This is a genomic window from Streptomyces sp. NPDC001137 (assembly GCF_040298885.1).
In the GTDB taxonomy this organism is placed as follows: Bacteria; Actinomycetota; Actinomycetes; order Streptomycetales; family Streptomycetaceae; genus Streptomyces.
The window spans coordinates 180,303-195,381 of record NZ_JBEPBA010000010.1 but is presented as its reverse complement, the minus strand read 5'-3'; the positions used below and the strand labels follow the sequence as shown (position 1 = coordinate 195,381).

Below are 15,079 nucleotides of genomic sequence, written 5' to 3'. Positions count from 1 at the left end.
CGTGCCGCCGTACCCTGCCCAGCCTGCGGGCAGTCGTGCCGCCTGGGGCGGCTCCCGTCCCAAAGACAGGCGGCCCCCCGCAAGCGCGGGCAAGCAACACCCCCCAAGCCGCAGCGCCGGGTCACCGAGAGCCGGGCTCAGACAGCCACGCCCTCTTCCTCGGCCACCAGCCCCATCGCAGCATCCCGCGCAAACTCCGCCTCACGCCGCAGCAGCCGGAACCACATGAACACCACAAACCCGGCGAAGACAAACCACTCCCCGGTGTAACCCAGGTTCTGGAACGCCTTCAGATCGAGCCCCGAGTCCGCAGGCGCCGTCGCCGGCACAGCAGTCATCCCGGCATCCGCCTTGTCCAGCGTGACCCACGCGTCATACACGTCGTACGGCACAAGATTCACCAGCGAAGCCGAACTGATCGCCGCGGTCTGCCCGCCCGGCAGCCCCCCCTGCGCACTCACCCCGTTGTCCCCCGGCGTCTCGGACGCCTGCAGCGCACCGGTGACGGTGACCTCCCCGCTCGGCGCGGCAGGCGCCTTCGCCGCGTCGGCGGACCCCGGCAGCCACCCCCGCACCACCGGCAGCGCCTTGCCGCCGTCGGTGCGCAGCAGCGTCAGCACGTAGAAACCGCGCCTGCCGTCGAGCTGCCGGTCCGGCACGAGCAGCTGCTTGCCGTACCGCCCCGTCGCGGTGGCCTGCCGCCCGGAGGTCGCCTTGTTCACGGGCAGCAGCTCCCGCAGCGGCCGGGCCGCCTCGTGCCGGTCAGTCGTGACCTGCTCGGTCGCGTCCCGATGGGCCTGCACCCGGTCCTCGAACCGGCTCAGCTGCCACGACCCCATGAAGATGCAGAAGGGGATGGCGAGCAGCACGAAGACGTTGATCCCCCACCAACGGGGCGTCAGCAGAAACCGGTACACACCGTCAACGGTACGGGGCGGCCCCGCCGGGCCCGGCCGCGGGGTTCGGACGATCAGGCCTTGGCCGCCCGCAGCGAGTACATCAGCGGAAACCGGGGCCGTCCCGCGGGAAGACGGAAGTAGCCGTCCCGCTCCTCGAAGGCCTCGAACTGCCTGAACACCGAGACGTCGTGCTCGTGCAGGAAGTCGATGCGCAGACCCGCCGCGGCGAGCGCGGAGACGACCTCGCCGAGCGGGTGCGTCCACTGCACGGTCCGGTTGTGGACCGTGTCGGCGCTCTCCGCCGCGTACGTGCCGGGGAAGTCGTAGACCTGCGGCTCGCGGTCGAAGTAGTCCCGCACGACCCGCGAGCCGGTCTCTTCGTCGAGGACATCGGTCAGCGGATGGAACTCGGCGAGATAGAGGAACCCCCCGGGCGCCACCAGGCCTGCGGCCGTCTCGGCCCAGCGCCGGATGTCGGGCAGCCAGCACAGCGCACCGGTGCCGGTGTAGACGATGTCGTACGAGGACTCGGGCATCGCAGCCAGCGCGGAGGCCGCGTCGTACACGTCGGACGCGACGAACTGCGCCCGCTCGGGTCCGAGGCCCAGGTCGGCGGCGAGATCCCGGGCGACCGCGACGGCCGGTTCGGAGAAGTCCAGGCCGACGACGCGGGCGGCGCCGTGCCGGGCCCAGGACAGGGTGTCGGTGCCGATGTGGCACTGCAGATGCAGCAGCGACCTGCCGGTCACGTCACCGACCTCGGCCAGTTCGAAGGGGCGCAGGGGGTCCTTGCCGGCCCGGAAGCCGTCGAGGTCGTAGTAGTCGCCGGCGGTGTGCAGCGGGACCCTCTCGTCCCAGTTGGCGCGGTTGGCCTCGCGCCAGTCGGCAGGGGCGGGGGAAGCGCTGGGAGAAGACATGAGTCGAGGATCCTGACCTGCTTGGACGTGCGTTCGGTAAATGCCCGGTAGAAGTTATCCACAGGCTGGGGGCCTCGCCAGCGAATTGTCTGCGGGGCCAGGCACTATGGGGCCATGACTGAGAGCAACGCCTCCGCCGCGCCGGAGCGGAACGAGGACATGCCGGACTGGGAGAAGCGCTTCCGGGCGCCGCGGGTGTCGCTGCCCGACTGGGCGGAGGACGCACCGGACCGCTCCCTGTTCGTGTCGAACGCGACGGGGACGTACGAGCTGTACGCCTGGGACCGTGCGACCGGCGGACAACGCCAGGTCACGGACCGGCCGAACGGCACGACGGAGGGCCTGCTCACCCCCGACGGCGCATGGATCTGGTGGTTCGACGACAAGGACGGCGACGAGTTCGGCGTCTGGCGCAGACAGCCCTTCGAGGGCGGTGCGGACGAGCTCGCGGCACCCGGTCTGGAGGCCTCCTACCCGGCGGGCCTGGCCCTCGCCCGGGACGGCCGTACGGCGATCGTCGGCCGCTCCACGGACGAGGACGGTACGACGATCCATCTCGCGCGCACCGGCGAGGCCCCGGTGGAGATCTACCGCCACCGCGAGTCGGCCGGCGTCGGCGACCTCTCCCACGACGGTTCGCTGATCGCCATCGAGCACACGGAGCACGGCGACGCCATGCACTCCGCGCTGCGCGTGCTGCGCCTCGACGGCACGGCGGTCGCCGAGCTGGACGACACCAAGGGCGGCACGGTCGAGCTGGGCCTGGAGGTCCTGGGCTTCGCCCCCGTCGAGGGTGACACCCGGCTGCTCATCGGCCACCAGCGCCGCGGCCGCTGGGAGCCCCTGGTGTGGGACGTGGCGACGGGCGAGGAGACCGACCTGGCCCTGGAGCTGCCCGGCGACGTGAGCGCGGAGTGGTACCCGGACGGTACCGGCCTGCTCATCGTGCACAGCTTCGAGGCCCGCAGCGAAATGTTCCGGTACGAGCTGGCGAGCCGCGCCCTGACGAAGATCCCCACCCCGCCCGGCACGGTCTCCGGTGCCACGGCCCGGCCCGACGGCAGCGTGGAGTACCTCTGGTCCTCGGCCGCCGAACCGTCCGCGGTCCGCTCGACCACGGGCGCGGTCGTCCTCGACCCGCCCGGCATGAAGTCCCCGGGCTCGGTGCCGGTGGAGGACGTGTGGGTGGACGGCCCCGGCGGCCGTATCCACGCCCTGGTCCAGAAGCCGCAAGGCGCCCTGGGCCCCCTGCCCACGGTCTTCGACATCCACGGCGGCCCCACCTGGCACGACAGCGACGCCTTCGCGGCGGGCCCGGCGGCCTGGGTCGACCACGGGTACGCGGTGATCCGCGTCAACTACCGCGGCTCCACCGGCTACGGCCGCGCCTGGACCGACGCCCTCAAGCACCGCGTCGGCCTCATCGAACTGGAGGACATCGAGGCGGTCCGCGCCTGGGCGGTCAACTCCGGCCTCGCGGACCCCGACCGCCTCATCCTCACCGGCGGTTCCTGGGGCGGCTACCTCACCCTCCTCGGCCTCGGCGTCCAGCCGAGCGCCTGGTCGCTCGGCATCGCGGCGGTCCCGGTCGCCGACTACGTCACGGCGTACCACGACGAGATGGAGGCCCTGAAGGCCATGGACCGCACCCTCCTCGGCGGCACCCCCGAGGAGGTCCCCGAACGCTTCGAGGCCTCGTCCCCCCTGACCTACGTGGACCAGGTCAGAGCCCCCGTCTACATCTCGGCCGGCGTCAACGACCCCCGCTGCCCGATCCGCCAGATCGAGAACTACGTCAAACGCCTCGAAGCCCGCGGCGCCACCCACGAGGTCTACCGCTACGACGCGGGCCACGGCTCCCTGGTGGTGGACGAACGGATCAAGCAGGTGAGACTGGAACTGGAGTTCGCGGAGCGCTACTTGGCGTAGCTACGGCGATCGTGCCGCGGGAGTCTGCGGGCGGTCGCGCCGCCCTAGCCTGCGGGCAGTCGTGCCGCTGGGGCGGCACGGGTGGGCGCAGGCGGCACCCGGCCAGCGCCCCCCGCCCCCAGCCGAGGCGCCGGGTGCCGCTCAAGCCCCGGCCCGCTCCCGCGGCCGCCGCCCCAACAGCTCCGCCAACCCCCGCCGGGTGGCCGCCAGCACCACCCGGTCAGTCCCCTTCAGCACCCGCCCGTCCGGCAGATCCCACACCAGCCCCGACCCCCGTACGTCCTCGTACGCCTCCTCCGCCGCGGGCTCCTCCCGGCGGCCACCCGCAGCGCTCGTATCCAACGCCAACACCCGCCAAGCCCCCGCCCGAAACGCCTCCGCAACCGTCTTCCCCTCCAGCTGCGGATGCCCGGCCACATCCATCGCGGCGAACAGCAATACCCGTCGCTCCACCGGAATCGCCCCCAGAATCTGCCGCCCCATCATCGCTCCGGCAAAGGCGGGCGCCGCCAGGTGGGACACACTGCGGCTCCGCGTGGAGGCGCGCGGATGAGCGGCCCGCAGCGTGCGGTACACCGCGGTCGCGAAGTCGTCGTCGTACAGCCGCAGCACGACCCGCAGATCGGGCCGCACGGACCGCGCGTACAGCGCGGCCTCGAGGTTCGTCGTGTCCGCGCTGGTCACCGCCAGCAGCGCATGCGCACGGTGGATCTTGGCGGCCTCCAGAACGCCCTCCTGGGTGACGTCCCCGAGCACCACGGGAACCCGCAGCCGCCGCGCCGTGGCCAGTCCCCGGGCATCCGCGTCGGACTCGACGCACACCACGGGGATGTGCAGTTCCCGCAGCCTGGTCAGCACCCGCGTACCGATCTTGCCGAGCCCGAGGAGGACCACATGCCCGCCCAGCCCCCGCGGCGGTTTCCGCAGCGCACCCGCGGTCCGGAAGGTGCCCAGCGCCTCCAGCACCGCCGCCAGCAGTACCGGCAGCAGCAGCAACCCCGTGAGCCCGGAGAGGAGTTGAAGGATCTGCCGCCCGACGGGCTGGCCGATGGCGGGGTCGTCGATGGCGAACAGATCGAGCAGCGTCAGATAGAACGCGCTCAGCGGATGCACCCCCGTCACCAGCCACAACGCCACCGCGAGCGCGATCACGCAACCCGCCATGCCCGCCAGCGACCACCGCAGCCGCCGCGAGAACAGCGAGGAGAACGCCAAAGCCCCGCGGGACGGGGGCAGTTGGGGTCCGGCGTAGGACACCTGCTCCAGTACGACGGTGCCGCGGCCGGTCGCGGCGCGGACCGCCGCCGCGTCGGGCAGCAGCTCCGGCCCGTGCTCGCCGCCGCTGTCGGCGCCGTCCGCGGACAGCAGCGCCAGCGTGGCCAGCCCCGGCCGGGCCAACTGCCCCGCGAGCGGCGTCCGTTCCACCGCCCGCAGCAGCAGCCCGTCGGTCTGTACGACCTTGCTGGTGCCGGCGACGGCGGTGGCGGCCAGCGCGGGCGCGGCCGTGTCGGCGTCGGAGAGCACGGTGGTGGAGGTGTCGTTGCCGGAGGAGGCGCCGTCGCCGGTCGCCAACGCGGCCGCCTGGTCGAGGAGTTCCTCGATGTGCTGGCCGAGCCGGCGGTTGTAGAGCCTGAGGACGAGCCGCAGCCGGGGGTTGAGCCGGCGGGCGGTGAGGGCGGCACGGATGTTGGTCTCGTCGTCGTCGTACACGAGCGCCAGCGCGGCGGCCCGCTCCACGCCCGCCGCGCCGAGCACCTCCTCGGTCGCCTCGGCGGCCTCCACGACCTGGGCGTTTCCCACGGGTTCGGCGGCGGCGCCGTTCGCCCGGCTGACGGCCGCGTTCACCATCCGGTCGAAGAGTGCCGCTGTCGTCGCCCGCGCGCGCCCGACCACCGGCGGCCGCACCCCGCGGTCGGCGGGCGGCACCACGAGCGTGACCTGTTCGCCGTACACCCCCCGCAGTTCGGCGGCCAGCCGATGCGCCAGTCCGTCGTCGCCGCACACCACCATGTGCGCCGACACGTCACCACTTGCCGCACCTTGATTCGGAACGCTCCCCACGAGTGAGAAGAGTGCCAGGGCGCGAGAAGCGGTTCCAGAAGCAACCGACCGTAGTCACTGAACGGGTGCGCCTTCTCCACCGTATGGATGGGGAGGGAAACCAGCGCCCTTCCCCACCACCGGAGGTACCACGCCCGTGGCCATCACCAAAGCAGCCCCTGCGGGGGCGGACAGCCATGAGCCGGTGGACGGCCTTCCCGCCACGAGATCACCCGACCCGAAACGGTCGGATCCGAAGCCTTCCGACGCGGAACCTTCCGACCCGGAATCCTCCGACCCGACCTCCGACGCGAAATCCCCAGAGTCGAAGTCCCCGCTCGTCCTGACCATGCTCCTGCTCCTGCTGGTGCTGCTGCAGGGCCCCATCCGGGGGGCGCTCTCCGCACCCGTGATGCAGAGCTGGATGACGGTGTTCGTGGCCGTGCTCGTGCAGGCGCTGCCCTTCCTCGTCCTCGGGGTGCTGCTGTCGGCGGCGATCGCGGTGTTCGTACCGGCGTCGTTCTTCGCCCGCGCGCTGCCGAAGCGGCCCGTGCTGGCGGTGCCGGTCGCGGGGCTCGCGGGCGCGGTGCTGCCGGGCTGCGAGTGCGCGTCGGTGCCGGTGGCGGGCGCGCTGGTGCGCCGGGGCGTCACCCCCGCCGCGGCGCTCGCCTTCCTGCTCTCCGCCCCGGCGATCAACCCGATCGTGCTGACGGCGACCGCGGTCGCCTTCCCCCGCAACCCGGAAATGGTCCTCGCCCGTTTCGTCGGCAGCCTGCTGGTGGCGTGTCTGATGGGCTGGCTGTGGCAACGCCTGGGCCGCACCGACTGGCTGCGCCCGCCGGAGCGTCCGCACTACGACGGCCAGAGCAAGGGGGCCGCCTTCTGGGGCTCGGTCCGGCACGACGTGATGCACGCGGGCGGCTTCCTGGTCATCGGCGCGATGGCCGCCGCGACGCTCAAGGCCCTCGCCCCGGCGAGCTGGCTGCGCACGGCGGCGGCCAACCCGCTGGTCGCGATCCTGGCCCTGGCGATCCTCGCCGTCCTGCTGTCCATCTGCTCGGAGGCGGACGCGTTCGTCGCGGCGTCGCTGACCCAGTTCTCGCTCACGGCCAAGCTGACGTTCCTGGTGGTGGGCCCCATGATCGACCTCAAGCTCTTCGCGATGCAGGCGGGCACCTTCGGCCGGGGCTTCGCCCTGCGCTTCGCCCCCGCCACCTTCGCCCTCGCGATCGCCGGCGCGGTCCTGACCGGGGCGGTGCTGCTGTGAACCGGCAGGCACAGGCGGCGGTCCTGTTCCTGACGGGTGCGGCCCTGCTGCACGCGGGCTTCACCAACCTGTACCTGCGCTACGTCAAGGCGGGTCTGCAGCCGCTGTTGCTCCTGTCCGGCGGGGTGCTGATCGCGGCGGCGCTGGCCACGGTCTGGTACGAGTGGCGAGGGCGGAGGGAGAACCGGGCGGACGGGCACGGCCACGATCACGGCGGGGGACAGGACCACCACCACGGCGACGGTCACGTCCACCGCGAACCCCGCGTCTCCTGGCTCCTCGTCCTGCCTCTCCTCGCCCTCATCCTGGTCGCCCCGCCGGCCCTCGGCTCCTACAGCGCCATGCGCACCGGTACGGCCCTGCAGCAGCCCTACGGCTACAACCGGCTGCCCGCGACCGGCCCGCTCGACCTCACCGTGGTCGACTACGCGAGCCGCGCGGTCTACGACCACGGGCGGTCCATCGACGGCCGCCGGATCAAGGTCACCGGGTTCGTCGCGCTGGACCGTACGGGCAACCCGTATCTGGTCCGGATGGCCCTCAACTGCTGTGCCGCGGACGCCCAGCCGGTGAAGATCGCCCTGACCGGCACGATCCCGCCGGTGCTGCAACCGGACAAGTGGCTCCAGGTGACCGGGACCTACACCGCCGGGCAGACCAAGGACCCCGTCAACAACGGCCCGATACCGTACTTCCGCGTCACGGCGGCGACACCCGTGCCGACGCCCAAGGACCCGTACGACGAGTCCTGGAACAACTGACCCTGGATATCTGACGGCCCGTCAGTTACCGTCCCCCTGCTGTGCAGTCCGAAAGCAGGTGGGGGAACGGGTGAATGAAGGGGTGAGCGCAGTGGAGACCACGACACGTCCAGCCAGTCCGCAGCCGACCGGGGCTCCCCGCTGGGTCGCGCAGTTCTACCGGCCCTCCTCGGCCTCCTGGGAGGTGTGTGCCGAGGCCCCGCACCGTGCTCCCGTGGAGTACGCGCTCGGCGAGATGGCCCAGACCGTCCGGGCGCGCGGCGGCGACTTCGAGGTCGGCCTGTGGGGCCCGACGGACGGGGCGTGGCAGCGCTTCGACGTGTCGACCCCGACCACAGCCCCTGCGCCGCAGCCGCCGTCGGCCGGCCCCGAGGAGCCGAGGACGCTGACGGAACGGATGAGCGGCCGGCGGCAGCAGGTGCTCATGGCCGGGCTGAGCAAGGCAGGGCTCTACGACCTCGCACCGGACGACCACGCAGCCGTACAGGCCCTCGTCGAGCGACTCGACGAGACCACGGTGCGCAGGGTCGCGCAGTGGCTGAGCGCCGGCCGGACATGAGAATGCCCGACCGCTGGCGACGGGGGATGCACCAGCGATCGGGCTGTGGCCAAGCGTAACAAGGCCGAAGGCCCGGCGGGAGTCGACTGTTCTGCCGCGCCGCGGGGATGTGGCCGGGATCACTGGGTCGGCCCTGTTGACCAGGGGCGGTCACCAGGGCTTCCACCAGGTCGGACTATTGACCGCACGGAGGCTTGTACGAGAGGCGTGGCAGATATTCGTGCCATTTCTCCGGTGTCAGAACACGCTGTGTGGTCGAGCAGATGTGCCGGATCGCGTCGTCCGTGTCCAGATTCCACAGCCGCACGGTGTCGGAGCCGCTGGACACCCCCAGCAGATGGCTCCTCGGGCTGAACGACAGGAAGTTGCCCGTCTTGGCATTGGGGCTCATCGACTGCCCGATGGGGGCGGCCTCGGACGGGTCGGCCACGTTCCAGAGGCGGACGGTGTTGTCGTTGCCGCCGCTGGCCAGGGTGCGGCCGTCCTGGCTGAGGGTGAGCGACACGACCGCTTCGGTGTGACCGGTCAGGGGGCTGCCCTCCTCGGTCGCCTCGCGGGGGTCGGTGACCTTCCACAGCCGGACCGTGTCGTCGTCGCTGCCGCTGATCAGCGTGGAGCCGTCCGGACTGTAGACGAGGACGTTGACCGGTCCGCCGTGCCCCGTGAGCGGTGTGCCGAGGGAGGTGACACGACGGGGGTCGGTGACGTTCCAGAAGCGGATGGTGGCGTCCGCGCTGCCGCTGGCGAGGGTATGGCCGTCCGGGCTGAAGACGAGGCTGTTGATGAAGCCCTTGTGACCGGTGAGCGGTGCGCCGAACTTGACGGCACGGGAGGGGTCGGCGACGTTCCACAGCTGGATGGTGCGGTCGTCGTAGGGGCTCGCCAGGATGCGCCCGTCCGGGCTGAAGGCCAGCGCGTCGGTGCCTGTGAAGCGGGTCCTTATGGCGAGGGGCGTCCCGTGAAGGACCGGCCGGGCCGGGTCGGTGACGTTCCACAGATACAGCTTCTGGCGGCCGCTCATCACGGCGAGTGTGTGGCCGTCGGGGGAGAAGGCCAGCTGGCGCTGGCCGCCGTCCGGGGGCATGAACGGTTTGCCCATCGCCACGGGCCGGCCGGGAACCCTCACGTTCCACAGCCGGATCCGCCCGTCGCGCGCGGCCATCGCGAGCACCTGCCCGTCCGGGCGGAACGCTCCGAAGGCGCCGACCATGTCCGAGGTCGGCACCGACCACAGGCGGACCTTGCTGTCGCCGCTGCCGGTGGCGAGGGTGCGGCCGTCGGGGCTGAAGCCCACGGCGTACATCTCGCCGCTGCTGCCCGCGAGCGGCTCGCCGACCTGGGAGGGGGAGGCCGGGTCGCTGACGTTCCACAGGCTGGCCGTGCTGTCCGCGCTGCCGGCCGCGAGCAAGCCGCCCCTCGGGCTGAAGGCCACGGACCACACGGGACCGGTGTGGCCGGTGAGCGGCGAGCCGAGCTCGGTGGCGTTGCGCGGGTCGGTGACGTCCCAGAGCCGGATGGTGTCGTCCGCGCTGCCGCTGGCGAGAGTGCGGCCGTCGGGGCTGAAGGCCACCGAGTGGACGGTGTCCGTGTGCCCCTTCAGTACTCTGTCGACCCGCTTCGGGCGGTGCGGATCGGACATGTCCCACAGCATGATCGTGTTGTCGTCGCCGCCCGCTGCCAGCAGCCGGCCGTCGGGGCTGAAGGCCACGGACCGCACGGCCGCGGAATGCCCGCTCAGCGCACCGAGCGCCGCAGGCCGGCCCGGGTCGGTCATGTCCCACAGCCGTACGGTGTGGTCCTCGCCGGCAGCGGCGAGCGTGCGGCCGTCGGGGCTGAAGGCGAGCAGATAGATCGTGCCGGTGTGGCCGTTCAAGGGCGTGCCGAGCGGCTTGGGGTGCGCGGGGTCCCGGACGTCCCACAGCCGGACGGTGCCGTCGTCGCCGGCGCTGGCCAGGGTGTGGCCGTCCGGGCTGAAGAGTGCGGTGCTCACCCAGCTGCTGTGGCCGGTGAGCGGCTTGCCCAGCGGTTTCGGGTGCGTGCGGTCGCCGACGTCCCACAGCCGGACCGTGCGGTCGTAGCTGGCCGTGGCCAGGAGCTTCCCGTCCGGGCTGAACGAGGTGAGGTAGACGGCACCGGTGTGACCGAGCAGCGGCGTGGCCAGCGGCGCGTTCACGATCGAGACCAGCCGGTTGTTGGTGCCCGCGTCGTCCGGCCGCAGATCATGGGCGACCAGGTCCAGCTGGGCGGAGAGCGAGGGATCGGTGTACTGGACGCGGTCGGCCTCGGCGACCACCTGCTCGAACACCGCGTCATTGCGCTGCTGCCAGGCCATGACCGCCGCGCCGACGGCCAGGACCGACAGGACGACCAGCGCGGACACCGCCCCGCGCCGCATCACCAGGGTGCGCTTGCGCAGCCGTACCGAAGCGGCCAGGAACTCCACCGCGCTGCGGGTCAGGAAGGTGTCGCCGGCGGACTTCGCCCAGCTGCGGGCCTGGGCCAGCCGCGAACCCCGGTACAGCAGCGAGGAGTCGCGCCCCGAGCCCTCCCAGGCCCGGCCGTCCTCCTCCAGCCGCTGGCGCAGCAGATGATCGCCGCGGCCTTCGTCGATCCAGTCGCGCAGCCGCGGCCAGGCGGTCAGCAGCGCCTCGTGGGTGATCTCCACGGTCTCCGCGTCGAGCGTCACCAGCCGGGCGCGAACCAGCGCCTCCAGCGACTCCTCCGTCTTGCCGGGATCCGTCGACTCCTGCGCCAGCTGCCGCCGGGTCCCCCGGCGGCGGGTGGCCTGGGTGTCCTCGCCGAGCCGGACCAGCCGCAGCAGCAGCAGCCGCGCGGCCGTGCGCGCCGGCGGGTCCAGGCTCGACCAGGCCTGCTCGGCGGTCGCGGCCACCGCGCCCTGGATGCCGCCCGCTGCCCGGTAACCGGCCAGCGTCAGCCGACCCGCCTTGCGCCGCTGCCAGGTGGCGAGCAGCGCATGCGAGAGCAGCGGCAGCACCCCGGCGTCGTGCGCCCCGCGCGGCCCGTCGGCGCTCACCTCCCGGACGATCAGCTCCGCGAGCCCCGGTTCGAGCTCGAGGCCCACGGCCTTGGCCGGCCCGGTCACCGCCTCGCGCAGTTCGGCCGTGCTGAGCGGTCCGAGCACCATGTGCCGGTGCTGCAGCGCATCGGCCAGTTCGGGATAGCGCAGGCACTGCTCGTAGAAGTCGGCCCGGATGCCGAGGACGACGAGCAGGGCGGCCGGGTCGTCCGCTCCGGCTGACGAACTCGCGGCGTGCAGGATCTGCACGAACGCGTGCCTGACCGCCTCGTCGGCGCAGAGGGTGAACGCCTCCTCGAACTGGTCCACGATGAGGACCGGACGCTCGCCGGAGGGCGCCTCGCGCCGGGCCCACTCGGCGACGGCACCCCGGACGGCCTGCGCGAACGCGGGAGTGCCGGGTTCCGCGGCCGCGGAGCCGTCCGCCTCGGACATGACGGGGGCGAGCTCGGGGATGCACCGGGTCAGCTCCCCGACGGGATCCGCTCCCGGCACGAGCTGTACGACCGTCCTCGGGCGGCTGTCGTCGCCGCCCAGCGCGCCGTTCTGCGCGGCGGGCACCAGACCGGCGTTGAGCAGGGACGACTTCCCCGCCCCGGAGGCACCGACGAGCATGACGAGCCCACCGGTCTGCTCCGCCGCGAGCAGCTGGTCGACGAGGGCGCCGGTGCTGCGCTCCCGGCCGAAGAACCACCGGGCGTCCTGCTGCCGGTAGGAGGCCAGCCCGCGGTACGGGCACACACTGGGGGCGACCGGATCCTCGACCGGAGGCCGCTCGTCCGCTTCGGCGGCCGCCGCGGGACGGTCACCGGCCGGGTCGGCCAGGGCACGCTCCCACAGCCGCTGCCACTGCCCCAGGTCGTACAGACCGGCGGAGACCGGCGTGGGCCGGGCCCGCCGCGCCTGCGGGATCAGGACGTGCAGCACCGCGGTGAGGGCGGCGAACTGGGCCGGCACGTTCTTGGCCCGCCGCCAGTCGCTGATCCGCTGGGCGGAGACCCGTACGGGGCGCCCCCGCTCGTCCACCCGCTGAAGCTGTACGACCGCCTCGGCCACCCGCGCGAGAGGAGGGTTGCCCGCCTCCTTGTACAGCAGAGCGAGCCGCTCCGCGAAGGCAGTACGTGCCCCTGAGTCGGAACCCAAGGCCTCCACTCCTTACTCCCCCCGCGCTTGGTCATCCGGACCGGAAAACTCACTTTATACGGCTGACCTGCGGCGAAAGCCTCCGGACCGGCACCGGAATCTCCTCACGGGAAGCCACAGCTGGCAGGATCACGACGCAAGGGCGAACCCGTCGGGCACCGTCCGCGCAGGCCATCAGCTCAGCGCTCAGGAAGACAGCGCACGGCGCCGAACCTTCTCGGCCAGGCTTCCGCGTAAGCCACGGGACGGCGGCGCCGGACCCTTCGCCTGAGCCTCCGAGATCCGCGCCGTTCGACACCGGTCCCCACGAGGGGAGGGACCGGAGCCGAACGGCGCGGAGTGCTTTTGATCACTGTGTGGCCGAGTCGCTGCGAGGTTGATCACCATCGCGGACTTTTTTGATCACCGTTGACCCTCCCTTGCATCAGCCGTCACCGGCGTGACCTACGCTCCGCTCACTTCCCCAGTTCAACAGGGGTTCTTTTTCGTTCCGGGGGGTTCGAAACCACCGTGCGCATCCGCACCCGTACTCTCACGGCCGCGACCGCACTCGCGGTCCTCTTCGGCACGACCGCGCTCGCGCTCACCTCGGCCGTGCCCGCGCTGGCCGACTCCAGCACCCTCCTGCCGGTCACCTCGACCGGTGACGTCGTCGTGGACGGCGTCCACCGGCGGGTCTTCATCAGCGACCCGAAGAGCGGCAAGGTCGTCGCGACCGACTACAGCGGCACCGTCGTCGGCACGATCGAGTCCCTTCCCGGCGTCCGCGGCCTGGAGCTCTCCGCCGACTCCGCGACCCTGTACGCGGCCGTCGAGGACGCCGACGCGATCGTCGCCATCGACACCGCGACCGCCACCGAGGCCCACCGCTACCCGACGGGCGCCGGCACCCAGCCCGAATACCCGGCGCTCGCCGATGGCAAGCTCTGGTTCGGCTACCGCAACGGCGGCAGCGCAAACATCGGCTCGCTCGACCTCAGCGGCACCGACGCGGTCGTCACGCTCCACCAGGACACCGACAAGACCTGGAACGACGCCCCGATCCTCGGCTCCTCGCCGGGCGCCCCCAACACCGTCGTGGCGGGCGCCCCCGGACAGAGCCCGGCGGAACTCGCGGTGTTCGACGTGTCGTCGGGCTCGGCGTCCCGCACCGCGTACGTCTGGGACCCGGGCGACAGCAGCAACCTCACCGACCTCGCCGTCACCCCCGACGGCAAGGACGTCGTCACGGCCAGCGGCGCCCCGTACAAGCAGGAGGTCTTCAAGCTCTCGGACCTCTCCGACGACGGCAGCTACCCCACCAACCCGTACCCGAACGCGGTCGACATCGCCCCCGACGGCGCGGTCGCCGCGGGCACCTTCTCCTGGTACGACCCGGACGTCCACATCTTCAGGCCGGGCATCTCCACGCCGGTGCGGGAGTACGACTTCCCGAACACCGACGGCGGCAGCGCCGCCGACACCCTCGCGGCCTCGGGCCTGGCCTGGGCGCCGGACGCGAGCAAGCTGTTCGCGGTGTCGTACAACGACTCGGACGTGTACTCGCTGCGCGTCCTCGACAACCCGGCCAAGGCGGACACCACCCTCACGGCGAGCGCCCCGGCCACCGCGCCGCGCGCCCAGGCCCTGTCCGTCACGGGCAAGCTGACCTCGGACGCCTCCTTCCCGCCCGGCACGACGCTCTCCGTCCGCCGCACGGACGACGAGTCCCCGTCCGGCAAGGCGCTCGGCACGGCGACGGTCGGCGCCGACGGCTCGTACTCCTTCGCGGACACCCCGCCGGCCGGCGGGCAGGTCACGTACACGGTCGGCTACGCGGGCGACGACTACCACGCGAGCACCACCGCCACCAGCACGGTGAACGTCACGAAGACGGCGACCGCCCTGACCCTGGACAACAACGGCAAGGTGTACTCGTACAACACCCAGGTGAAGTTCACGGCGCACCTGGGGACGACATACAAGAACCGGACCGTCGAGATCTACGCCGACCCGTACGGCGGCGACAAGCCCAACAAGCTGGTCAAGTCCGGAGCGGTCGACTCCTCCGGAAACCTGTCCGTGAGCCTCTACCTGACCCGCGACACCAAGCTGACGGCCAAGTTCGCGGGCGACACCCGCTACGCGCCCGCCACGGTCACGAGCACCGTGGGCGCACGGGTCCGGGTCTCGACCGCGCTCAGCGGCTACTACAAGTCCCAGACCGCGTGGAACCAGACGTACCGCTACTTCCACAAGTCCAAGGACCCCGTGTTCGACACGACGATGACGCCGTACCCGAACCGCAAGTACCGGGTCGAGGTGCAGGGTTACCAGGACGGCGCCTGGCGCGGGACGCACAGCGAGTACCTCGTACTCGGCTCGGGCGGCCAGGACACCCTCGAACTGACCGGCACCCCACCGACGGGCGTCCGCTTCCGCATCCGGTCGTCCTACATCGACACGACGTCGGGCGACAACGTGAACTCGACGACCTACGGGACGTGGAAGTACTTCATCTTCACGAGCTGAGACCGGGCGCTTCTCG

The 15,079-nt window shown here is 72.0% G+C and carries 9 protein-coding genes; 5 read left to right on the top strand and 4 right to left on the bottom strand.

Annotated elements, in window-relative coordinates; translation table 11 throughout:
* Positions 1-137: 137 nt before the first annotated feature.
* Both ABT254_RS21830 and ABT254_RS21825 read right to left on the bottom strand, forming a co-directional pair.
* Complete coding sequence (locus ABT254_RS21830) at positions 138-917, bottom strand: SURF1 family protein (RefSeq protein WP_351472460.1); 780 nt, start codon at positions 915-917, stop codon at positions 138-140.
* A 53-nt stretch (positions 918-970) separates the two neighbouring features.
* The gene (locus ABT254_RS21825; protein ID WP_351472458.1) at positions 971-1,816 is read right to left on the bottom strand and encodes a class I SAM-dependent methyltransferase; all 846 of its coding nucleotides are present in this window, start codon (positions 1,814-1,816) and stop codon (positions 971-973) included.
* Between the two features lie 114 nt (positions 1,817-1,930).
* Between ABT254_RS21825 and ABT254_RS21820 the strand changes: the two genes are divergently transcribed.
* Positions 1,931-3,745 carry a S9 family peptidase gene (locus ABT254_RS21820; RefSeq protein ID WP_351472455.1) on the top strand — a complete coding sequence of 605 codons (1,815 nt, stop codon included), beginning with the start codon at positions 1,931-1,933 and terminating at the stop codon, positions 3,743-3,745.
* Positions 3,746-3,886: 141 nt separating this feature from the next.
* Here the strand turns inward: ABT254_RS21820 and ABT254_RS21815 are convergent, their stop codons facing one another.
* Entirely contained in the window at positions 3,887-5,755 is a 1,869-nt protein-coding gene (locus ABT254_RS21815; RefSeq protein WP_351472868.1) for an NAD-binding protein, read from the bottom strand.
* 373 nt (positions 5,756-6,128) lie between these two features.
* On the opposite strand from ABT254_RS21815, the gene ABT254_RS21810 reads away from it, so the two are divergent.
* The 3 genes from ABT254_RS21810 to ABT254_RS21800 all read left to right on the top strand — a co-directional run bounded on the left by ABT254_RS21810 (position 6,129) and on the right by ABT254_RS21800 (position 8,372).
* The gene (locus ABT254_RS21810) at positions 6,129-7,052 is read left to right on the top strand and encodes a permease (protein WP_351472865.1); all 924 of its coding nucleotides are present in this window, start codon (positions 6,129-6,131) and stop codon (positions 7,050-7,052) included.
* Entirely contained in the window at positions 7,049-7,813 is a 765-nt protein-coding gene (locus ABT254_RS21805) for a TIGR03943 family putative permease subunit (RefSeq protein WP_351472452.1), read from the top strand. The genes ABT254_RS21810 and ABT254_RS21805 overlap by 4 nt, the downstream gene beginning before the upstream one ends.
* A 91-nt stretch (positions 7,814-7,904) precedes the next feature.
* Positions 7,905-8,372 (top strand): hypothetical protein, encoded by a 468-nt coding sequence (locus ABT254_RS21800; protein ID WP_351472449.1) that lies wholly within the window; start codon positions 7,905-7,907, stop codon positions 8,370-8,372.
* Between the two features lie 175 nt (positions 8,373-8,547).
* Here ABT254_RS21800 and ABT254_RS21795 read toward each other — a convergent pair whose 3' ends face one another.
* Positions 8,548-12,561 carry an nSTAND1 domain-containing NTPase gene (locus tag ABT254_RS21795; protein ID WP_351472446.1) on the bottom strand — a complete coding sequence of 1,338 codons (4,014 nt, stop codon included), beginning with the start codon at positions 12,559-12,561 and terminating at the stop codon, positions 8,548-8,550.
* A gap of 507 nt (positions 12,562-13,068) precedes the next feature.
* Between ABT254_RS21795 and ABT254_RS21790 the strand changes: the two genes are divergently transcribed.
* Entirely contained in the window at positions 13,069-15,063 is a 1,995-nt protein-coding gene (locus ABT254_RS21790; protein ID WP_351472862.1) for an Ig-like domain-containing protein, read from the top strand.
* Positions 15,064-15,079 lie beyond the last annotated feature (16 nt).

Coding starts and splice junctions, on each gene's coding strand:
- ABT254_RS21825 (WP_351472458.1), bottom strand. CDS start 1,816: ATGTCTTCTCCCAGCGCTTCCCCCGCCCCTGCCGACTGGCGCGAGGCC.
- ABT254_RS21820 (WP_351472455.1), top strand. CDS start 1,931: ATGACTGAGAGCAACGCCTCCGCCGCGCCGGAGCGGAACGAGGACATG.
- ABT254_RS21815 (WP_351472868.1), bottom strand. CDS start 5,755: ATGGTGGTGTGCGGCGACGACGGACTGGCGCATCGGCTGGCCGCCGAA.